Genomic DNA, 19,366 nt, shown 5'->3' with positions numbered 1-19,366 from the left:
AGCGCAAAAGCTGATGGCGCTGATGGGCTGAGAGGCCCTTTATTTTTCAGATCGCAGAAAAGCAAATGCCCCGACAAGTCGGGGCATTTGCTTTTAACCGGGACAGATTGTGTTTTCACACAGCCTGGATTGCAGGCCTTTTTTTATGCGTGCGGCCATCCGGTTGGGTCGAGATACGACGGCAGTTGTTCTTGTTGGCGACAGCCGACCAGCAGCCACAGCAAAATTCTTGCTTTGCGTGGGCAGACAAACCCCGCCATGACAGCACCCTTGGTCAACAGGTCAATCTCGCTGCCGATAAACCCGTAGGTCGAATACGACGTTGTGCCGCAACCGGTCCGCGTGGCGATGACCACCGGAATACGTCGGGCGATGGCTTCAATGGCATTGGCCCAGGGCGCTGAGACATGTCCGGCACCGAATCCGGCGATCACCAAGCCGTCATAGCCCAGCTCTACCACCTGTTCCAGCAGCAGGCTGTCCGCAGAGAGCGACGCCTCCAGCAAGGCGATTGTGTGGCCGGTGTGTTGCGGCATTGGCAAGACCCGACGCATGACTGGCGGCTGGAAATAGTGCGCCGCGCCCTCGATCAATATCCCGGCAGGGCCGGTCATGGGCGACGCGAACGCGTTCACGGCCATGGAATCGACTTTGCGCACAGCACTGGCTCTGTGAATCTCCCCGTTCAGCACAACCTGCGCACCCCGCCTGCGGCTGCTTTTGTTTAGCGCGACGCGGCCGGCATCCAGCAAGTTGGCAGGGCCGTCAGCCCCTGGCTGGCGTGCTGAACGCATGGCGCCGGTCAGAACCAGGGGCTCGTCGTGCTCCCACAAATAATCGAAAAATGCAGCTGACTCTTCCAGCGTGTCCGTGCCTTGGATAATGATGACTCCCGCCGCGCCTTGGCTGACCTGAGCGTTCGCCCACCCCAGCACGCTCAATAGATACTCAAAATCCAGCGAAGCGCTCGGTAACAGACTGAGTGTCTCGACGCGCAACTGCGCAAGCGCTTTCAGTTCCGGCACCGTGTTCAAAAGTGCTTGGCCGTCCGCCGTCGGAACGACGCCTTCGCCGCTTTGCAGTGATTGCATGCTGACAGTGCCGCCGAGTGCGGCGATGGCCAATTCAGGCAAGTCCATGTGATACCTCGCAGACAAAACCGGCTGCTCCTCAATCATTCAAAAGTCAGCCGGGGAGGGACGTTGTCAGTGGCTGGCCAGCCATCCAACGATCGGAAGGATCAGCAACGTACTGATGGCCATGGACAGCACATTACCGATGAAGCCATGCATGAAGCCTGGCAATCTTTGCGCGAGCGCACATGCCAGCGGTGGCGCGATCAGGGCGCCGAGCAATGCACTTGAAACGATCACTTGCCAATCGCCACCGTAAGTCAAAATGGCTGCCGGAACGACGGATACCAACGGTACATAAGTGGGGAACCAGCCTCGAACCATCCACTGTTTGCGCCAGATCACCACACCCAATGCCGAGGTCAACGCTTGGCCCGCCAGCAGTTGCGGCAGCAGGCCTGTACCGTAAACCGGGCTCGTGGGGTTCAACGTAAACGCCAGCAATGCCCCGACGATCAACCCGAGGCTGGCCCATTCGTTGCCGAAGAAGGGGGCCTCGGAAAAATCCGCCAGAATCCGTCGAGCGCTCCACACGAAGCCATAATCCGGCGCCTTGGTGGGCACGATCACGCTGACCTCTTCGGCGGCGGGTTTGGGCGCGGTGGATTTCACCAGACCCGGTACATAGCGGCAGAGCACGAAGGCGGCGATGCTGGCGATCGCCATGCCCGAGACATTGCCGATGACGACGGGCAACCCAAGTGGATTGCACACGTAATTCACCATCAGCAGGCACATGGGCGTCACGAGCAGGGCGCCCATGATTGCGCCGTTGATCGCAACCTTCCAGCCTTTGCCAAACATCAACACCATGGCTGCGGGCAACGACACGAACGCTGCGAATGTTGGCTGCCAACTCGTGGCGGTGACTGTCCAGCCCCATACCAGATTGCTCAGCACCAAGCCCAGCAACGAGCTGGTCACCAGCCATGGCCACAGCCTGCTGCCATAGCAAATAGTGAAACCTTGCCAGGATTTGCCCCTTCGATTTGCCCAATACGCCAGGTACGCGCCGGCCAAGAGACCAATGGAGGCGAACTCGTGCTTATAAAACGCCACCTCGCTGATGTCCCCCAATACCCAGCGCACCCAGGCGGACGGGTCGGGAAGTGTGGCGACCATGTGGCCATAGTCCGGCCAGCGCGCGGACCAAACTGATTGGTATGTGAAAGAAAGCCAGACCATTAATGCAATTGCGCCCAACAGCAATCCGATGATCGTGCTGTCGAGCAGGGTCCTGGCGGCAATTTGTTTCGGTTCCTTTGCCTGGAGAGTGTCCATGGGTCACCTCCCGGTCAGCGCGCAAGGCAGGGATGCTGTGTGTAACCGAGCATTCGGTCATAGACGTCGCTGCGCCGATCCCTATGCAGGTCGTTCAATGCGTTCCAGATAGGCGCGCTGCGCGAGCTGGTCAGGTCGATGTCCGCGTAGAGGATTTCCTGCTGGTCGGCAGATGCCACCCGACCGATCGGCCAGCCATTGGTGCCAGCGATCAATGAGCATCCAAGGTATCGAGCGCCGCGCTCTTCGCCGATTCGGCTTGCCGCCGCAATGAACACATTGTTGACGTGTGCGGCGGTCATCGTCAGGTACGAGGCCATGCATTTACCGGCGTCGTCGAACAACGGCGGCGGTGTCCAGACCCAGTTATTCAGGCTGCAGATAATGTCTGCACCTTGCTGGCTGAGGATTCTGGGCACCTCGGGGAACCAGATGTCCCAACAGATCAGCAATCCAATACGGCCTATTGGCGTTTCGAACACCGGGAATCCGCCATCACCGGCAGTGAACCAGAGTTTCTCCAGGTTCCAAAGGTGAGCCTTGCGATATTTGCCGATGAACCCGTCAGGCCCCAGCAGCACCCCCGTGTTGTAGAGTCGCGGTCCGTCGCGCTCTGTCAGGCCGGCCACCAGATACACCTGATGATGACGGGCAAAATCTTCCCAACTGCTGACGCTCGGCCCGTCAGGAACCACTTCGGCATGATCGAACGCATCCTGCCGATTGTGAAAGTAATAGCCGGTATTGGACAGCTCGGGCAAGACGATCAGATTCGCACCGCCATTAACCGCTTCCAGTGCCAATTGCAGGCTTTTACTCAAGTTCTCAGCGCGGTTTTGCATACCGACTTGCGGATTACATTGCACGACGGCAACGCGAACGGGGCTCGTTGACTCACTCATTTTTCATGACCTCTTATTATTGTTTTCACGCCATCGGGTGGCGGGAACATAAGAGTCGAGTCGGCAGCAAAAGGTAAGTCGGCGCTTTCTGGTTTGGTTGTAGTACTGCTCCTAGGAAGGTTGGACAGGTGTAGGCGCAGAAACGATGTGCGGATAATTCAGATGCCGGTTTGATAGTGCGGATAATCATTCATCGTGAAGCCGCCGTTGAACTGTGCCCCGGTCTTTTCACAGAGGTGGATCACCGCATCGACGGCACCTCGAAAGCAGGGTTCTGTCCAGCCGGCGTCCACGGAAAATGACTCTCCGGATAAATACAGCCCGGAAAGATTTGAGTAGTCACGGTTATATTTCATCAGTCGAACGGCGTCGTAATAAGCGCCGGGCCGGTAAAGCTTGGCGCAGCCCAACGCATTCTTATCAGCCATCCAGCGCTGGACGACGGCTTGATCCAGGCCTATGTACGGTGAGATGCGCTGCCGAATATTGCTGGAGTTCATCAGAATCCGGTCGAGTTCTTCAGCGCATTTGGCGACCAGTTCTTTGTCGTTGAAACAACACAGTTTGGTCGCGTCATCCTCCCAGGTGTAACTGAGGAGAATGCAGTCATAACTGTAATTCTCGTTATAGCGGTAGGTGTAAACATCATGGATAAAGCTGTCTGTGACGATTGTCTGGGGAATGGTGGTGTTGCTGGACAGAAAGGATTTCTTCAGCGGCGCGAACACTTTGCAGCTCGTTTCCCAATGCGCGGTCTTGTACGCATTGATCGTCTCGAATGGCAGCATTCGCGGGGTGAAATTTTCAAGCTTGATTCGGGTTTCGATTAACCACGAGGGAAGCGTCATGATGACTGAATCAAAGTCACTGAAGCGCTGTTGGGACAACTCAGGCTGACTATGCTTGCAGCTGAAATAAACCCGTGTCTTGCCGCCATCAAGTTTTTTCAGCTTATTGACGGAGCAGTCCGTCAACAGACCTTCGCGACTTTGCAGACATTGTTGATAGAAGGATGTGGCGCATTCTTCGGGCTTCATGAACATCAGACATTCACTGAGCGCTGCGAGCCCCAGATAACGTGGTTGTTCAAACTTGAGGCCAGTCGAGTCGAAAACGGCATTACTGTTGATGTGGGGCGAATCCGATAAGGGATCACCTTTCTCATCCACCCGGCCGAGCACTAACTGCAACTGGCTGCTAAACCCGAAGATGGCGGTACGCAAGGGATAAAGCGAGCACACATCGTAAAACGCTCCCCAACTGCCATCTCCGATCCCGATGGCGTAAAAAATGGCCGACTCTTTCGCTGACATGCCCATTCCGCCAAAGTCGCCGGGAGTGTCGCGACTCCAGGCCTGTAAAGCAGGCATTGTGACCAGATCGCGAAAGGAAACGGCCTGGTATTTGTCGACGATGGCAGCCCATACGACTTCCCAGTCATCGAGCGCATACATATCCGCGACATGGCGAGTCATACGGTCGGCGAAGGCTCTCCACTTGGCATAAACCGCTTGAAGTTCATCACCGGGAGGAGGCGTTTGACCTTCAGGATTTTTCCAGATCAGCATTTGCGGCATCGCCCCGCCCGACACGGTGCCCTCGCGCAGGTAAATACCGGTTGATTTGACCCATTGGCTGCCGGGGTTGGCAAAGTCCGTCAGCGCCAAGTCAAAGATCTTCGCGTAGTAGGCCATCAGCGAGCGGCCGTCTTTAGGCGGCTCGCCTTCGCGATTGAACAATGGCATTCGCATCGCGCCCATTTCAAATGGCGTGTGGCTGACTTTGGACTGAGGGCTTCCCGGAAGAGTGAGATGTCTGCCGCCGATTCGGGATGATTGTTCGATCAACGTAATATTGCGGAAACCGCAGCGCAGCAGTTCTCTGGCGGCCGTCAGGCCGGTAACGCCAGCGCCGATGATGCAGATCCTGTGGTGTGGATCCGTCGCCTGTGCGATGCCGTTGCTCTGTTCGACCAGCGCGCGATAGTCAAAGCATAAGTCAGGCGGGTTGGGAAAACGCGCTTTCCATTTGCCCGGAGTCGAGCGCTTTGTGCGTGCTTCAGTTTCGGCGGCCTGTGCCGGGTAGTTGTAGCTTGATCCGATCGTCACTGTTCATCTTCCTTGATGCGAATGTGCATGGCAGGAAGTCTGTATGGCGCAACAATGCGTGAACAGTCGTAAAAGAGAGCCAGACGTTGCTCTGCTTTCGTCAATTCAAGTGGGAATAAAACGCTCGCGCGTGAGGTTCCTGTGGGAGGACTACTCCCACAGGGTTTTTAGTCTGATAGGTGTTTCACGCAGCCTGCTGAAACTGCTGCCGATACTGGTTCGGCGACAGTTCGGTGTGCTGGCGGAACAGCCGCGCAAAGAAGCTCGCGTCGTCGTAGCCGACTTCATAGCTGATGGTCTTGATGCTCTTGCGACTGCCGGACAGCAGGCCCTTCGCGGTCTCGATACGTAGGCGTTGCAGGTAGTGCAGCGGCTTGTCACCGGTTGCAGTCTGGAAACGGCGCATAAAGTTGCGGATGCTCATGCCGTGTTCCCGGGCCACGTCTTCGAAGCGAAACTTGTCGGCGAAGTGCTCTTCGAGCCAGTGCTGGATCTGCAGGATGATCACGTCCTGATGGAGTTTCTGCCCGCCGAAACCGATGCGTCCCGGCGCATAGCTGCGTTGCACTTCATACAGAATGTCCCGGGCCACGGCTTGCGCGACGTTGGCGCCGCAGAAGCGCTCGATCAGGTAGATGTAGAGATCGCACGCCGACGTCGTGCCGCCGGCGCAGTACAGGTTGTCGGCGTCGGTCAGGTGTTTGTCCTGATTCAGGTACACCTGCGGGAAGCGTTCGGCAAAGGCGTTGAAGAAGCGCCAGTAGGTGGTCGCTTCCTTGCCGTTGAGCAGTCCGGCCTCTGCGAGCCAGAACACTCCGGTGGCCTCGCCGCAGAGCACGGCGCCGCGTGCATGCTGCTCGCGCAGCCACGGCAGGATCTGTGGATAACGTTGGCACAGCGTATCGAAATCGTCCCAGAACGCCGGAAGGATGATGACGTCGGCGTTCTCCAGACCGCCGTCTACCGGGATCACCACGTCACTGAAGCTGTTCACCGGTTTGCCGTCGGGACTGACCAGGCGCGTTTCGAACGCCGGTGTCAGGCCGTGGCCCAGTTGTTTGCCGTAACGCAGGCTAGCCAGGTGGAAGAAATCCTTGGCTTGCATGAGGGTGGAGGCGAAAACCCGGTCGATCGCCAGGATGCTGACACGCCGCAAGGGCGTCGAGGCTTGCTTAGACATAATTCAACTTTTGTTTTTATAAGGGAAAGTGGTCACCAGACGGCTGGATCGTCTTATTTTTTGTCGGATGTGTCCAGTGTCGTGTATCGCTGGCGCGGCTTAGTCTCTGAAGGCTGGATTCCTCTAACAAGAAAGAAAGGTGCCGCATGATTCCCAGAACCCTGTTCAGCTCCGAGCACGAATTGTTCCGCGACAGCGTCAGAACGTTCCTCGAAAAAGAGGCCGTGCCGTTTCACGGGCAGTGGGAAAAACAGGGCTACATCGATCGCCAGCTGTGGAACAAGGCAGGGGAGGCGGGGATGCTCTGTTCGCACCTGCCGGAAGAGTACGGTGGCCTGGGGGCGGACTTTCTTTACAGCGCGGTGGTGATCGAAGAGGTCGGGCGTCTGGGACTTACCGGTATCGGCTTTTCGCTGCATTCGGACATTGTTGCGCCGTACATCCTGCATTACGGCAGCGAGGCGCTGAAGCACAAATACCTGCCGAAACTGGTGTCCGGCGAGATGGTCACTGCCATTGCGATGACCGAGCCGGGTGCCGGATCCGATCTGCAAGGGGTGAAGACCACTGCTGTGCTGGATGGCGACGAATACGTGATCAACGGCTCGAAAACCTTCATCACCAACGGTTTTCTCGCCGATTTGGTCATCGTGGTGGCGAAAACGGATCCCAAGGCTGGCGCGAAGGGCACCAGCCTGTTTCTGGTCGAGGCGAACACGCCGGGCTTCGACAAGGGCAAGCGTCTGGAGAAGGTCGGCATGAAGGCTCAGGACACGTCGGAATTGTTCTTTCAGGACGTCAGAGTGCCGAAGGAAAATCTGCTAGGGCAGGCCGGGATGGGCTTCGCCTATCTGATGCAGGAACTGCCGCAAGAGCGACTGACCGTGGCGATTGGCGGTCTGGCCTCGGCCGAGGCGGCGCTGCAATGGACGCTCGATTACACCCGTGATCGCAAAGCGTTCGGCAAGGCGATTGCCGACTTCCAGAACACACGTTTCAAACTGGCGGAAATGGCCACCGAGATTCAGATCGGCCGCGTGTTTGTGGATAAGTGCCTGGAGCTGCATCTGCAAGGCAAGCTCGACGTGCCGACAGCGGCGATGGCCAAATATTGGGGCACCGATCTGCAATGCAAAGTGCTCGACGAATGCGTGCAACTGCATGGCGGCTACGGCTTTATGTGGGAATACCCGGTGGCCCGCGCGTGGGCGGATGCGCGGGTGCAGCGGATATATGCCGGCACCAATGAAATCATGAAAGAAATCATCGCGCGGTCGCTTTAAAAAGATCCCAGCGTGCCGCAGCGCCTACACAGGAATGGCGTGAGCCCTGTAGGCGCTGCCGAAGGCTGCGATCTTTTACTTACGGCGCAGGATTCGGATGATCCTTGTGGATCGCCTCGATCCCTGCCAGCACTTCATCCGACAACTTCAGGTCGAAACTGGCGATGTTGCTGTCCAGTTGCTCAAGCGTCGTTGCGCCAATGATGTTACTGGTGACGAACGGTTGCTGGGTGACGAACGCCAGGGCCATCTGCGCCGGATCCAGACCGTGCTCGCGGGCCAATGCGACGTAACGGCTGCAAGCCGCTTCCGACTGCGCGTTGAAATAGCGGCTGAAACGACTATAGAGGCTCAGGCGACCTTTCGGCGGACGTGCGCCCCCTTCGTATTTTCCGGACAGGAAGCCGAACGCCAGCGGCGAATAGGCGAGCAGGCCGCACTGTTCGCGGATGGCAATTTCCGCCAGGCCGACTTCGAAGCTGCGATTGAGCAGGTTGTACGGATTCTGGATCGACACGGCACGCGGCCAGCCACGCGCTTCGGCGAGCGCGAGGAAACGCATGGTGCCCCAAGGCGTTTCGTTGGACAGGCCGATGTGGCGAATCTTGCCGGCGCGCACTTGCTCGTCCAGCGCTTCGAGGGTGTCTTCGAGCGGAGTGAGGTTGGCTTCGATCTTGTGTTTGTAGCCGAGCTGGCCGAAGAAGTTGGTGCTGCGCTCCGGCCAGTGCAGTTGATAGAGGTCGATGTAGTCGGTCTGCAAGCGCTTGAGGCTGGCATCCACCGCTTCGGTGATGTGCTGGCGGTTGTGGCGCAGGTTGTTGTCGCGGATGTAATCGATGCCGTTGCCCGGGCCGGCGATTTTGCTGGCGAGGATCCAGTCGGCGCGATCGCCGCGACTCTTGAAGTAATTGCCGATGTAGCGCTCGGTGGTGGCGTAGGTGTCGGCTTTCGGTGGCACCGGGTACATTTCGGCGGTATCGATGAAATTGATCCCGGCGCTTTTGGCGCGTTCGATCTGGGCGAAGGCTTCATCCTGGGTGTTTTGCTCGCCCCAGGTCATGGTGCCGAGGCAGAGTGCACTCACGTTCAGGTCGGTACGGCCTAGCTGGCGATAGTCCATCAGGTGCTCCTTGGGCAAAACAATCATAAAAGCAGGTTGAATTATTTTTCGCAATCTGCATAATTGCGCACCTCTTTCTGCAGTGGAAGTGATGCGCCGCCGCCGAAGAATCTTGCCGTTGAACGGACGCGCCGACCCGAGCCCCCGAAAGCGTCTGTATCCGGCTGCCTTTGACTTGTCAAAGTACGCACTATTCAGTAAGATCCGCCGTCTAATTTACAGGGCGGCCCCTGAGGCTATAAAGAATGAAAACTTTTACTGCTAAACCGGAAACAGTACAGCGCGACTGGTTCGTCGTCGACGCTGCTGGTCAGACCCTGGGTCGTCTGGCCACCGAAATCGCGAGCCGTCTGCGTGGCAAGCACAAGCCTGAATACACTCCTCACGTTGACACCGGCGACTACATCGTCGTAATCAACGCCGAGCAGATCCGTGTTACTGGCGCTAAAACCACTGACAAAATGTACTACTCCCACTCGGGTTTCCCAGGCGGCATCAAGTCGATCAACTTCGAAAAGCTGATCGCCAAAGCCCCTGAGCGCGTGATCGAGACCGCGGTTAAAGGCATGCTGCCTAAAAACCCACTGGGTCGCGACATGTACCGTAAGCTGAAAGTCTATGCGGGCGCTGCACACCCTCATACTGCTCAGCAGCCCCAAGAACTGAAGTTTTAACGGAATAGTACATTATGTCGGCGACTCAAAATTACGGCACTGGCCGTCGCAAGACCGCAACCGCACGCGTTTTCCTGCGTCCGGGTACTGGTAACATCTCCATCAACAACCGTTCGCTGGAAAACTTCTTCGGCCGCGAAACTGCCCGCATGGTAGTTCGTCAGCCGCTGGAGCTGACTGAGACTGTCGAGAAGTTCGACATCTACGTCACCGTGATCGGCGGTGGTGTAAGTGGTCAAGCTGGCGCAATCCGCCACGGTATCACTCGCGCTCTGATGGACTACGACGAAACCCTGCGTGGCGCTCTGCGCAAAGCTGGCTTCGTTACTCGCGACGCCCGTGAAGTTGAACGTAAGAAAGTCGGTCTGCGTAAAGCGCGTAAGCGTCCGCAGTACTCGAAGCGTTAATTCGCTTTCACGTTCAAAAAAGAACGCCCGGATTCCTCACGGAACCGGGCGTTTTTTTATGCCTGCGATTTATCAAAGAATTGCGCTGTGACAACTTGCCTCCCTCGCAGACGCCCTATACTCCAAGGCTTGGAGGTTCTGCCTCCGGGTAATTACCTTGTCAGAATTGGGGGTTTTCATTACCATTCGGCAAATTTTAATAAGTACACAGTTTTATTTAGTAGACGCCTGATTTAACAGGCCACAAAGCTGATGGGAGAGGACTGAATGAGCAATGACGGCGTGAATGCAGGCCGGCGTCGCTTCTTGGTAGCAGCCACATCCGTGGTGGGTGCTGCAGGAGCGGTGGGGGCTGCGGTCCCGTTCGTAGGGTCATGGTTTCCCAGCGCCAAGGCGAAAGCTGCCGGCGCACCGGTGAAAGTGAATGTCAGCAAAATCGAGCCAGGGCAGCAGATGATTGCTGAATGGCGTGGTCAGCCGGTGTTCATCGTCCGCCGTACTGAGGAAATCCTGGGGAATCTCAAAAAGATCGAGGGCCAGCTCTCCGATCCGACCTCAAAAAACTCTACGCAACCTACCTATGTCGACCCTGAAGTGCGTTCGATCAAGCCGGAAATTCTGCTGCTGATCGGAATCTGCACACACCTGGGCTGCTCACCGACTTTCCGCCCCGAAGTGGCACCTGCGGATCTGGGCAAAGACTGGGTTGGCGGTTATTTCTGTCCTTGCCACGGCTCCCATTACGATCTGGCCGGCCGCGTCTACAAGTCGCAACCGGCGCCTTTGAACCTGCCAGTTCCACCGCATTCCTATGAGTCGGATGACGTGATCGTCATCGGCGTCGACAAGGAGAACGCGTCATGAGCAAGATCATGGATTGGGTTGATGCGCGCTTCCCCGCGACGAAGATGTGGGAAGACCATCTCAGCAAGTATTACGCGCCAAAAAACTTCAACTTCTTTTACTTCTTCGGCTCCTTGGCGTTGCTCGTTCTGGTCAACCAGATCGTCACCGGCGTCTGGCTGACGATGAGTTACACCCCGTCGGCAGAAGAGGCGTTCGCCTCCGTCGAATACATCATGCGCGACGTCGAGTACGGCTCGATCCTGCGCCTGCTGCACTCCACCGGCGCATCGGCGTTCTTCATCGTCGTCTACCTGCACATGTTCCGTGGTCTGCTCTACGGCTCGTACCAGAAGCCGCGCGAACTGGTCTGGGTGTTCGGCATGCTGATTTACCTGGCATTGATGGCCGAAGCCTTCATGGGCTATTTGCTGCCGTGGGGCCAGATGTCCTACTGGGGCGCCCAGGTGATCATCTCGCTGTTCGGTGCGATTCCGGTCATCGGCAACGACCTGACCCAGTGGATTCGTGGTGACTACCTGATATCCGGGATCACCCTGAACCGCTTCTTCGCCTTGCACGTCGTGGCGTTGCCGATCGTGATTCTCGGTCTGGTGGTGCTGCACATTCTGGCGCTGCACGAAGTGGGGTCGAACAACCCTGACGGCGTCGACATCAAGAAGTACAAGGACGAAAACGGTATCCCGCTGGATGGCATTGCCTTCCACCCGTACTACACGGTGAAGGATATCGTCGGTGTCGTGGTGTTCTTGTTCATTTTCTGTTTCATCGTGTTCTTCTTCCCGGAAATGGGCGGCTACTTCCTCGAAAAGCCGAACTTTGAGCCAGCGAACCCGTTCAAGACGCCTGAGCACATTGCGCCCGTCTGGTACTTCACGCCGTTCTACGCGATTTTGCGTGCGATCCCCGACAAGCTCTTGGGCGTGATCGCCATGGGTGCTGCGATTGCCGTGCTGTTCGTTCTGCCGTGGCTCGACCGCAGTCCGGTCAAGTCGATGCGCTACAAAGGCTGGATGAGCAGGATCTGGCTGGTGGTGTTCTGCATTTCGTTCGTGATCCTCGGCATCCTCGGTGTTCTGGCGCCGACGCCTGGGCGCACGCTGCTGTCGCAGGTGTGCACGTTCCTGTACTTCGCCTACTTCATTCTGATGCCGTTCTACACCAGGCTCGAGAAGACCAAACCGGTTCCGGATAGGGTGACTGGCTGATGAAAAAGTTATTTTTTGCTCTGATTTTTGCTGCCTTGCCCGTCCTGTCCTTTGCCGCTGAACAGGGTGGTCCGGAACTGGAAAAAGTCGATATCGACCTTGCCGACAAGGCCGCCCTGCAAGATGGTGCTCGTACGTTTGCCAACTACTGCATGGGTTGCCACAGCGCCAAGTTCCAGCGCTACGAGCGTGTTGCCGACGACTTGGGTATTCCCCATGAATTGATGCTGGAGAAACTGGTGTTCACCGGCGCCAAGATCGGCGATCACATGACCATCGGCATGCAGCCGGCCGACGCCAAGACCTGGTTCGGCGCGGCGCCACCGGATCTGACCCTGGTTGCACGGGTTCGCGGCACCGATTGGCTCTACGGTTATCTGAAGTCGTTCTACGAAGACCCGTCGCGTCCCTGGGGCGTGAACAACAAGGTCTTCCCGAACGTCGGCATGCCCAACGTGCTGGTCGGCCTGCAAGGTCGCCAGGTCGTGGGTTGCAAGCAGGTGCAGATCGTCGAAGACGGCAAGAAGCAATACGATCCGCTGACCGGTACGCCGCTGACTCATGAGGCGTGCGATCAGCTGACCATCGTGCCGAAAACCGGCGCTCTGAATGAAGAGCAGTTCGATGAGAAGGTGAAGAATCTGGTAACCTTCCTGGCTTACTCGGCTAACCCGGTTAAGCTGCAACATCAGCGTATCGGTACATATGTGTTGCTGTACCTGGCGTTCTTCTTCGTATTTGCCTACCTGCTCAAGCGGGAATACTGGAAAGACGTTCACTGATAAAGCTGTAATTTATTGCTGTTAATCGCGCGCGCCCAAGGGCGTCTCCGAGAGCGTAATGAGCCTGGCTCGCCAGGCAATTACGGGGAGACGCCCTCTGGGCGCGCGCGTTTTTGCGGTTCCGATAATTTCAACAAGCGAGGAGGATCGCCATGGGCGTGACCAATCGGTTGGCCTGTTACTCCGACCCCGCCGACCACTATTCCCATCGAGTACGCATCGTACTGGCGGAGAAGGGTGTCAGCGCCGAGATCATTTATGTGGAAGCTGGTCGCCAGCCGCCTAAACTGATTGAGGTGAACCCTTACGGCAGCCTGCCCACCCTGGTCGATCGTGATCTGGCGTTGTGGGAGTCGACGGTGGTAATGGAATATCTGGATGAGCGTTATCCGCATCCGCCATTGATGCCGGTTTATCCGGTGGCGCGTGCCAACAGTCGTCTGCTGATTCATCGCATTCAGCGCGACTGGTGTGGTTTGGTGGATCTGATTCTGGATTCGAAAACCAAGGAAGCTGCACGTGTTGTGGCGCGCAAAGAGTTGCGCGAAAGCCTGACGGGCGTGTCGCCGCTGTTTGCCGACAAGCCGTTTTTCCTCAGTGAGGAACAAAGTCTGGTGGATTGCTGCCTATTGCCAATACTCTGGCGTTTGCCGATTCTGGGTATTGAACTGCCGCGGCCGGCCAAGCCGCTGCTTGATTATATGGAGCGCCAGTTTGCGCGTGAGGCTTTCCAGGCGAGTCTGTCTGGTGTCGAACGCGATATGCGCTAAGGCTTAAGGAGCCGCTATGAACTCCAGTCGACCTTATTTGGTCCGCGCGCTCTACGAGTGGATTGTGGATAACGATTGCACCCCGCACATGCTGGTCAATTCCGAGTACCCAGCGGTGCAGGTGCCACAGGGTTTTGCCAGCGATGGCCAGATTGTCCTGAACATTTCGCCAAGTGCCGTGCGGCATTTGCATATGGACAATGACGTAGTGACCTTCGAAGGTCGCTTCGGTGGCGTCCCGCACAGTTTGTACGTGCCTATCGCCGCCATCCTCGGGATCTATGCCCGGGAGAACGGTCAGGGCATGGTCTTCGATCTGGAATCGCCAATGGATGACGAGGAAGAGATCGAGCCGGAAGACGACCTGCCGCCACCGGGCAGCGAGCCGCCGCGACCTAGCGGCCGGCCAAGCCTGAAAGTGGTGAAATAAAAAAAGGCGATCCAGATGGATCGCCTTTTTTATTCGCTGAATGCAGGAGCTGCCGCAGGAAGCAGGTCAGTCGATGTATTCGAAGAGTTTTACGATCTTCTGCACGCCGGAAACGCCCTGCACCAGATTGGTGGCTTGGGTGGCTTCCTGCCTGGTCAGCAGACCCAGCAGATAAACGATGCCGTTCTCGGTGACAACCTTGATGCGCGACCCAGGAATGCTGGCGTCCGTCAGCATTTGAGTTTTGATCTTGGTGGTCAGCCAGGCGTCGTTCTGGCGGGCCAGCAGAGACGACGGCTGAATCACTTGCAGCTCGTTGTGCACCTTCTTCACGCGCTGCACATTGCTGGCAGCCTGTTCGGCCTTGGCCTTGAGGTCTTCGCGGGGAGTCTGGCCGGCCAGCAGCACGACGCCGTTGAAGCTGGTGACGACGATGTGCGAATCGTTGTCCAGCGCCGGATCGGCCTTGGCGATGTTCACGCCGACTTTGGTTTCGATCAGCGAATCGTCGATCTTGCTGCCGAAGGTGCGGGTGCCACGGTCGTCTTCGATGGGCGCTTCACGGCTGGCATTCACCACCGAAGTGCAGCCACTGATGCCAAGGCACAGGGTCAGGGCCAAAAGGCCCAGGCGGTTTGCGGTCATTCTTCACTCCCGAACAATTGGCTGTCGATCAGATCACAGAGGCAATGGATCGCCAGCAGATGGACTTCTTGAATACGTGCGGTGACATTGGCCGGTACGCGGATCTCGACATCTTCAGGCAGCAGCAGCGACGCCATGCCGCCACCGTCGCGCCCGGTCAATGCTACGACAATCATTTCGCGATCATGTGCGGCCTGGATCGCTTGAATAATGTTCGCCGAGTTACCGCTGGTCGAAATGGCCAGCAGTACATCGCCCGGCTGGCCCAATGCGCGGATTTGCTTGGAGAACACTTCGTTGTAACTGTAATCGTTGGCGATCGAAGTAATCGTCGACGTGTCGGTGGTCAGTGCGATGGCCGGCAGGCTCGGGCGCTCACGCTCGAAGCGGTTGAGCAGTTCCGAGGAAAAATGCTGGGCATCGCCGGCGGAACCGCCGTTGCCGCACGAAAGCATTTTGCCTTCGTTGAGCAAGGCGTTGACCATCACTTGGCTGGCTTGCTCGATGTGCGGTGCAAGTACGTCCATCGCCTGTTGCTTGGTGTCGATGCTGGCCTGAAAAAGCTGGCGAATTCGGGATTGCATGTCCATCTGTGTGACCTTAATTAGCGCGGCTGTTCGGCACGTGAATGTGCAGCCCGCAAAGCAAAGAGCAAAAGTTGTCGGGTAAAAATATTCGGGTCGGAAGCAAGCGCTCAGCTATCGAACGCATTCTGCAACCAGTTCAGCTGCGCTGCGTGGCTGTCGATGGCCACCACGTCGAAGCGGCAAGGAGAGTCGGCCCAGCGCGATTCACGCTGAAGAAAATACTCTGCGGCGAAAATCAGTTTCTGCCGTTTGCGCGCATCGATGCTATCGAGCGCGCCACCCCATTGAGTGTTCTTTCTGTAACGAACTTCGACGAATACTACTGTATCGCCATCAAGCATGACCAGATCAAGCTCACCGCGTTTACATAACCAGTTCTGCGCCAGCAGGCGCAGACCCTGGTGTTGCAGATGCTCGAGCGCTCGGCGCTCGGCATCCTTGCCGCTTTGCAAGTGTGACCTGTCGGGCATCAGCGCGGGGTGTCCGGCAGACGCTGTACCTGGCCGCTGACGAACTGGCCCCAAGGCAATTGACGTACGACACGCTGGGTCTGGGTCATGCCGAGGCTGCCCGATTGACCTTCGATGCGGCTGTCCGGCAGGGCCTTGAGTTGACCCAGGCGTGGCGCCAGGCGATAGGCGTCGATGCCCATTGCGTAGAGGCGGCCGAGGCTGCCGGCGGCTTGCGGCCATTGTGCAACGACCTGCTGGCGCAGCGGATCATTGGCTTCGAGCAACCATGGGGTCTCGCAGAACTTCACGCCGTTCATGTCGTTGTACTGATTCACGTCGCCACTGGCGCTGAAGACCTGAGACGTCGCGTAGACCGGCACATCGCCAGCGTACTGGAAATTCAGGGTTGGCTTGATCTGCTGGGCTTGCAAGGGGCTTGCGGCGAGGAAAATGAACTCGATGTCCTGACGGCGCGAAGGTTGCGCAGCTACGTTAGTGCCTGCGGCGTTCTGCAGGCTTTTGGCGCGGGCTTCGCTCTGACGCAACTGGAACATGTCGGCGATCTGTTGGGCCAGTTGCACAGGCTGGTCGATGCGCTCGATGGCAACAATGCTGCCGCCATTGGCCTGCCAATCCTGGCTGAAGGCGCGCTGGACACGGTCGCCCCATTCGCCTTTTGGCACCATTATCGCAGCGCGGTGCAGGCCGTCAGCGCGGGCGCGTCGGGACACTTCACGGGCTTCGTCTTCTGCGGCCAGACCGAACTGGAACAGTTGCGCCGGGCCTTGATCGCCTTCGCTGTAGTTCAACGCCAAAGTAGTAATTGGCAGTTGCGGGCGAGTGCTCAGTTGTTTGACCAGAGGTTTTTCCAGCGGGCCGACGACCAGTTGCACACCATCGGCTTGTGCCTTGCGGTAGAAGTCGTCGAGATTGGTCACTTTCGAACTGTCATAAAACTCGATGGCCGGCGGCTTCTGCCCAGCCTGTTGAGCCTGATAGTGCGCGGCCATGAAGCCTTCACGCAGTGCTTTGCCATAAGTGACCAGCGGGCCGTCTTGTGGCAACAGCAGGGCGATCTTGCTCAAAGGCTGGCTCGCCAGTTCCTTGAGTTTGGTCAGTGGCAGCGGCAGGTTGATCGCGGCTGGGTGCTTGGGATTCTGTGCGCGCCAGGTGTCGATCGCGGCTTGCTGCTGCTCCAGGGTGCCGGCGGTTTTCACGGCCAGGGCCAGGCTCATCCAGCCGCCGAGGTCATCGGTAGTGGTCGGCTGCAATTGATCGGTCGGCAGCGAGGCAATCAGCGTCCAGATGGCGTCGTGGTTCTTGCTGGCGGCTTCACCTTCAAGCATCGGCGCGATGAAGATACGCTCACGAGCTGCCGCGAGGGTCTGGCCGTCGGCCTCAAGGGCGCGGGCGTGAACGGTACCGGTGCGAACCTGTTGCTCTTCCGGCAATTCGCTCAGACGTTGCAGGCTCGGGTGGCTCAAGGCAGTCAGCGCGGCTTTCGGCTGATTGCGGGTCATGGCCAGTTCGGCCGCCAGAGTACTGGCGAACACCTGTTGCCCCGGCTTGAGTTGTTCCAGCGGCACTTGTTGCAGGATTTGCGCGGACTGGCCGGCATTGCCTTGACGATAAGCCAGATCCGCTGCACTCAGGCGCAACAACGCGACCTGATCCGGGGTTTTGCTCTGGGCGGCCTGTTCGAGCAACTGCTCGATACTGGCATCCGGGGTCCGTGGAAGTTCGCCAAGGCTGGAGGAGGGCGAGCTGGCGCAGGCCGCCAGCAAGGCAGCGAGGCAGAGGGCAGTAAACAGCCGCAGGCAAGCGATCATGTAAGTGTTCCTGATACTCGATCAAATTAGCGTCGAATTGTACCCAAGCACTGGCCGGGGCGCGATGTTACTGGAGCGAATCCAGCAATTTAGCTGAAGCAAATGTTGCCGGGGCTCATGGACGCTGGCAAAACCGAGGCAGCGTCAGGCGCGTGGCAGCCCTCATGACGCGTTACAATGCAGGCTTTTACCGATCATGAGGTGTGCGCTTTGACTGCTCCAGGTGCTTTGAATTCCGCTGCTGGCTCGCTTTATGTGGTGGCGACGCCCATCGGCAACCTGGACGACATCAGTGCCCGGGCCCTGAAGATCCTGCGCGACGTTGCGTTGATTGCCGCCGAAGACACGCGTCACTCCCAGCGCTTGATGCAGCATTTTGGCATTCCTACGCCGCTGGCAGCCTGTCATGAACACAACGAGCGAGATGAAGGCAGCCGCTTCATTACCCGTTTGTTGGCGGGTGACGACGTGGCGCTGATCTCCGATGCCGGTACGCCGTTGATTTCCGATCCGGGTTATCACCTGGTTCGTCAGGCGCGTGCTGCCGGAATCAATGTAGTGCCGGTGCCGGGCGCCTGTGCGTTGATTGCGGCGTTGTCGGCGGCGGGCTTGCCGTCAGACAGATTTATCTTCGAAGGTTTCCTGCCGGCCAAGACCGTAGGCCGTCGTGCGCGACTGGAAGCGGTAAAGGAAGAGCCGCGCACGCTGATTTTTTATGAAGCGCCGCACCGTATTCTCGAGTGCCTGCAAGACATGGAGCTGGTTTTCGGCGCCGAGCGTCCGGCGTTGCTGGCCCGTGAGTTGACCAAGACCTTCGAAACCCTCAAGGGTTTGCCATTGGCCGAGCTGCGTGCATTCGTCGAGTCGGACAGTAATCAGCAGCGCGGTGAATGCGTGGTGCTGGTCGCGGGCTGGGCAGCGCCGGAATCTGAAGATGCGGTCAGCAGCGAGACTATGCGTGTGCTCAATCTGCTGCTCGAAGAGATGCCGTTAAAGCGCGCCGCTGCCTTGGCCGCGCAAATCACCGGCGAGCGCAAAAACGTGCTGTACCAAGTGGCACTGGAGCAACAGAAGGACAAGTAATCCGACGCGCAGGCGCTGTCGATGGCTATTTGCGCTTGTTCTTCGGCTCCGCTGCCGTTAACCTGCGCGGCGGAGAGTCGATCGGACAGTCGCTGCCCTCTATGAAAATTAGGGGGGGGAGGAAAGTCCGGGCTCCATAGGGCGAAGTGCCAGGTAATGCCTGGGAGGCGTGAGCCTACGGAAAGTGCCACAGAAAATAACCGCCTAAGCGCGCAAGCGCCGGTAAGGGTGAAAAGGTGCGGTAAGAGCGCACCGCACGTCTGGCAACAGTTCGTGGCTAGGTAAACCCCACTTGGAGCAAGACCAAATAGGGTCCCAAGGCGTGGCCCGCGCTGGGACCGGGTAGGTTGCTAAAGATGTCCAGTGATGGCCATCGTAGACGAATGACTGTTCAAGACAGAACCCGGCTTACAGATCGACTCTCCACCTTTTTCTATTCCCTGCTTGAATCATTGGAATCGGGGCTGTTTATTATCAGCAGGCCCGAGCTGAAAGTCCGGCAGCGCAAACGCAGTAATAGCCTTTTCCCACCTTGCTTCAATCAACAGCAGAAGCGCTTTTGTAATACCGAAAAAATCTTACTCTTAACAAACTACTTTAACTTCCGAGCGCAGCTTTCATTGCTGCA

The 19,366-nt window shown here is 57.7% G+C and carries 19 protein-coding genes and 1 other RNA gene; 10 read left to right on the top strand and 10 right to left on the bottom strand.

Annotated features, from left to right (window positions below):
- Positions 1-143 precede the first annotated feature (143 nt).
- The 5 genes from GIW69_RS22290 to GIW69_RS22270 form a co-directional block, all read right to left on the bottom strand.
- Positions 144-1,139: an asparaginase gene (locus GIW69_RS22290; protein ID WP_236484927.1), complete on the bottom strand. Its 996-nt coding sequence runs from the start codon at positions 1,137-1,139 to the stop codon at positions 144-146.
- A 66-nt stretch (positions 1,140-1,205) separates the two neighbouring features.
- The gene (locus GIW69_RS22285; RefSeq protein WP_236484926.1) at positions 1,206-2,414 is read right to left on the bottom strand and encodes a hypothetical protein; all 1,209 of its coding nucleotides are present in this window, start codon (positions 2,412-2,414) and stop codon (positions 1,206-1,208) included.
- A gap of 14 nt (positions 2,415-2,428) precedes the next feature.
- A complete protein-coding gene (locus GIW69_RS22280; protein ID WP_236484925.1) occupies positions 2,429-3,316 on the bottom strand; it encodes a nitrilase family protein in 888 nt (295 codons plus the stop codon).
- Between the two features lie 158 nt (positions 3,317-3,474).
- Positions 3,475-5,424, bottom strand: coding sequence for an FAD-dependent oxidoreductase (locus tag GIW69_RS22275; RefSeq protein WP_236484924.1), 1,950 nt, complete (start codon positions 5,422-5,424; stop codon positions 3,475-3,477).
- 184 nt (positions 5,425-5,608) lie between these two features.
- Complete coding sequence (locus tag GIW69_RS22270) at positions 5,609-6,505, bottom strand: GlxA family transcriptional regulator (protein ID WP_236484932.1); 897 nt, start codon at positions 6,503-6,505, stop codon at positions 5,609-5,611.
- Positions 6,506-6,750: 245 nt separating this feature from the next.
- Here GIW69_RS22270 and GIW69_RS22265 point away from each other — a divergent pair, with 245 nt between their 5' ends.
- Positions 6,751-7,887, top strand: coding sequence for an acyl-CoA dehydrogenase family protein (locus GIW69_RS22265; RefSeq protein WP_236484923.1), 1,137 nt, complete (start codon positions 6,751-6,753; stop codon positions 7,885-7,887).
- A 79-nt stretch (positions 7,888-7,966) separates the two neighbouring features.
- On the opposite strand, the gene GIW69_RS22260 is transcribed toward GIW69_RS22265, so the two are convergent.
- A complete protein-coding gene (locus GIW69_RS22260) occupies positions 7,967-9,007 on the bottom strand; it encodes an NADP(H)-dependent aldo-keto reductase (RefSeq protein WP_236484922.1) in 1,041 nt (346 codons plus the stop codon).
- A gap of 245 nt (positions 9,008-9,252) precedes the next feature.
- Between GIW69_RS22260 and rplM the strand changes: the two genes are divergently transcribed.
- The 7 genes from rplM to GIW69_RS22225 all read left to right on the top strand — a co-directional run bounded on the left by rplM (position 9,253) and on the right by GIW69_RS22225 (position 14,142).
- Positions 9,253-9,681, top strand: coding sequence for a 50S ribosomal protein L13 (gene rplM, locus GIW69_RS22255; protein ID WP_095146675.1), 429 nt, complete (start codon positions 9,253-9,255; stop codon positions 9,679-9,681).
- Positions 9,682-9,695: 14 nt separating this feature from the next.
- Positions 9,696-10,088 (top strand): 30S ribosomal protein S9, encoded by a 393-nt coding sequence (gene rpsI, locus GIW69_RS22250; protein WP_008080273.1) that lies wholly within the window; start codon positions 9,696-9,698, stop codon positions 10,086-10,088.
- A gap of 267 nt (positions 10,089-10,355) precedes the next feature.
- Entirely contained in the window at positions 10,356-10,952 is a 597-nt protein-coding gene (petA, locus tag GIW69_RS22245; protein WP_236484921.1) for a ubiquinol-cytochrome c reductase iron-sulfur subunit, read from the top strand.
- Positions 10,949-12,160 (top strand): cytochrome b, encoded by a 1,212-nt coding sequence (locus GIW69_RS22240; protein ID WP_236484920.1) that lies wholly within the window; start codon positions 10,949-10,951, stop codon positions 12,158-12,160. The genes petA and GIW69_RS22240 overlap by 4 nt, the downstream gene beginning before the upstream one ends.
- A complete protein-coding gene (locus GIW69_RS22235; protein WP_236484919.1) occupies positions 12,160-12,942 on the top strand; it encodes a cytochrome c1 in 783 nt (260 codons plus the stop codon). Before GIW69_RS22240 ends, GIW69_RS22235 begins: the two co-directional genes overlap by 1 nt.
- A gap of 152 nt (positions 12,943-13,094) precedes the next feature.
- A complete protein-coding gene (locus tag GIW69_RS22230; protein WP_236484918.1) occupies positions 13,095-13,712 on the top strand; it encodes a glutathione S-transferase N-terminal domain-containing protein in 618 nt (205 codons plus the stop codon).
- A gap of 16 nt (positions 13,713-13,728) precedes the next feature.
- Positions 13,729-14,142 (top strand): ClpXP protease specificity-enhancing factor, encoded by a 414-nt coding sequence (locus GIW69_RS22225; protein ID WP_236484917.1) that lies wholly within the window; start codon positions 13,729-13,731, stop codon positions 14,140-14,142.
- Positions 14,143-14,208: 66 nt separating this feature from the next.
- Here GIW69_RS22225 and GIW69_RS22220 read toward each other — a convergent pair whose 3' ends face one another.
- The 4 genes from GIW69_RS22220 to GIW69_RS22205 form a co-directional block, all read right to left on the bottom strand.
- Positions 14,209-14,787 (bottom strand): BON domain-containing protein, encoded by a 579-nt coding sequence (locus tag GIW69_RS22220; protein WP_236484916.1) that lies wholly within the window; start codon positions 14,785-14,787, stop codon positions 14,209-14,211.
- The gene (locus tag GIW69_RS22215) at positions 14,784-15,377 is read right to left on the bottom strand and encodes a phosphoheptose isomerase (RefSeq protein WP_236484915.1); all 594 of its coding nucleotides are present in this window, start codon (positions 15,375-15,377) and stop codon (positions 14,784-14,786) included. Before GIW69_RS22215 ends, GIW69_RS22220 begins: the two co-directional genes overlap by 4 nt.
- Before the next feature lie 104 nt (positions 15,378-15,481).
- Positions 15,482-15,844, bottom strand: coding sequence for a YraN family protein (locus GIW69_RS22210; protein ID WP_236484914.1), 363 nt, complete (start codon positions 15,842-15,844; stop codon positions 15,482-15,484).
- Positions 15,844-17,655 carry a penicillin-binding protein activator gene (locus GIW69_RS22205; RefSeq protein ID WP_236484913.1) on the bottom strand — a complete coding sequence of 604 codons (1,812 nt, stop codon included), beginning with the start codon at positions 17,653-17,655 and terminating at the stop codon, positions 15,844-15,846. The genes GIW69_RS22210 and GIW69_RS22205 overlap by 1 nt, the downstream gene beginning before the upstream one ends.
- Before the next feature lie 177 nt (positions 17,656-17,832).
- Here GIW69_RS22205 and rsmI point away from each other — a divergent pair, with 177 nt between their 5' ends.
- Both rsmI and rnpB read left to right on the top strand, forming a co-directional pair.
- Positions 17,833-18,738: a 16S rRNA (cytidine(1402)-2'-O)-methyltransferase gene (rsmI, locus tag GIW69_RS22200; RefSeq protein WP_236484912.1), complete on the top strand. Its 906-nt coding sequence runs from the start codon at positions 17,833-17,835 to the stop codon at positions 18,736-18,738.
- A gap of 73 nt (positions 18,739-18,811) precedes the next feature.
- An RNA gene (rnpB, locus tag GIW69_RS22195) (RNase P RNA component class A) lies at positions 18,812-19,165 on the top strand.
- Positions 19,166-19,366 lie beyond the last annotated feature (201 nt).

Origin of the sequence: Pseudomonas syringae, from assembly GCF_021605415.1 — a bacterium.
Classification (GTDB): domain Bacteria; phylum Pseudomonadota; class Gammaproteobacteria; order Pseudomonadales; family Pseudomonadaceae; genus Aquipseudomonas; species Aquipseudomonas syringae_S.
This window is presented reverse-complemented; position numbering and strand designations above follow the sequence as displayed.

What these genes read in the sequence shown, in the direction of transcription:
- rsmI (WP_236484912.1), top strand. Translation starts at nt 17,833, where the DNA reads ATGCAGGCTTTTACCGATCATGAGGTGTGCGCTTTGACTGCTCCAGGT.
- GIW69_RS22290 (WP_236484927.1), bottom strand. Translation starts at nt 1,139, where the DNA reads ATGGACTTGCCTGAATTGGCCATCGCCGCACTCGGCGGCACTGTCAGC.
- rplM (WP_095146675.1), top strand. Translation starts at nt 9,253, where the DNA reads ATGAAAACTTTTACTGCTAAACCGGAAACAGTACAGCGCGACTGGTTC.
- GIW69_RS22235 (WP_236484919.1), top strand. Translation starts at nt 12,160, where the DNA reads ATGAAAAAGTTATTTTTTGCTCTGATTTTTGCTGCCTTGCCCGTCCTG.
- GIW69_RS22215 (WP_236484915.1), bottom strand. Translation starts at nt 15,377, where the DNA reads ATGGACATGCAATCCCGAATTCGCCAGCTTTTTCAGGCCAGCATCGAC.
- GIW69_RS22280 (WP_236484925.1), bottom strand. Translation starts at nt 3,316, where the DNA reads ATGAGTGAGTCAACGAGCCCCGTTCGCGTTGCCGTCGTGCAATGTAAT.
- rpsI (WP_008080273.1), top strand. Translation starts at nt 9,696, where the DNA reads ATGTCGGCGACTCAAAATTACGGCACTGGCCGTCGCAAGACCGCAACC.
- GIW69_RS22240 (WP_236484920.1), top strand. Translation starts at nt 10,949, where the DNA reads ATGAGCAAGATCATGGATTGGGTTGATGCGCGCTTCCCCGCGACGAAG.
- petA (WP_236484921.1), top strand. Translation starts at nt 10,356, where the DNA reads ATGAGCAATGACGGCGTGAATGCAGGCCGGCGTCGCTTCTTGGTAGCA.
- GIW69_RS22265 (WP_236484923.1), top strand. Translation starts at nt 6,751, where the DNA reads ATGATTCCCAGAACCCTGTTCAGCTCCGAGCACGAATTGTTCCGCGAC.
- GIW69_RS22260 (WP_236484922.1), bottom strand. Translation starts at nt 9,007, where the DNA reads ATGGACTATCGCCAGCTAGGCCGTACCGACCTGAACGTGAGTGCACTC.
- GIW69_RS22220 (WP_236484916.1), bottom strand. Translation starts at nt 14,787, where the DNA reads ATGACCGCAAACCGCCTGGGCCTTTTGGCCCTGACCCTGTGCCTTGGC.
- GIW69_RS22210 (WP_236484914.1), bottom strand. Translation starts at nt 15,844, where the DNA reads ATGCCCGACAGGTCACACTTGCAAAGCGGCAAGGATGCCGAGCGCCGA.
- GIW69_RS22285 (WP_236484926.1), bottom strand. Translation starts at nt 2,414, where the DNA reads ATGGACACTCTCCAGGCAAAGGAACCGAAACAAATTGCCGCCAGGACC.
- GIW69_RS22225 (WP_236484917.1), top strand. Translation starts at nt 13,729, where the DNA reads ATGAACTCCAGTCGACCTTATTTGGTCCGCGCGCTCTACGAGTGGATT.
- GIW69_RS22230 (WP_236484918.1), top strand. Translation starts at nt 13,095, where the DNA reads ATGGGCGTGACCAATCGGTTGGCCTGTTACTCCGACCCCGCCGACCAC.
- GIW69_RS22205 (WP_236484913.1), bottom strand. Translation starts at nt 17,655, where the DNA reads ATGATCGCTTGCCTGCGGCTGTTTACTGCCCTCTGCCTCGCTGCCTTG.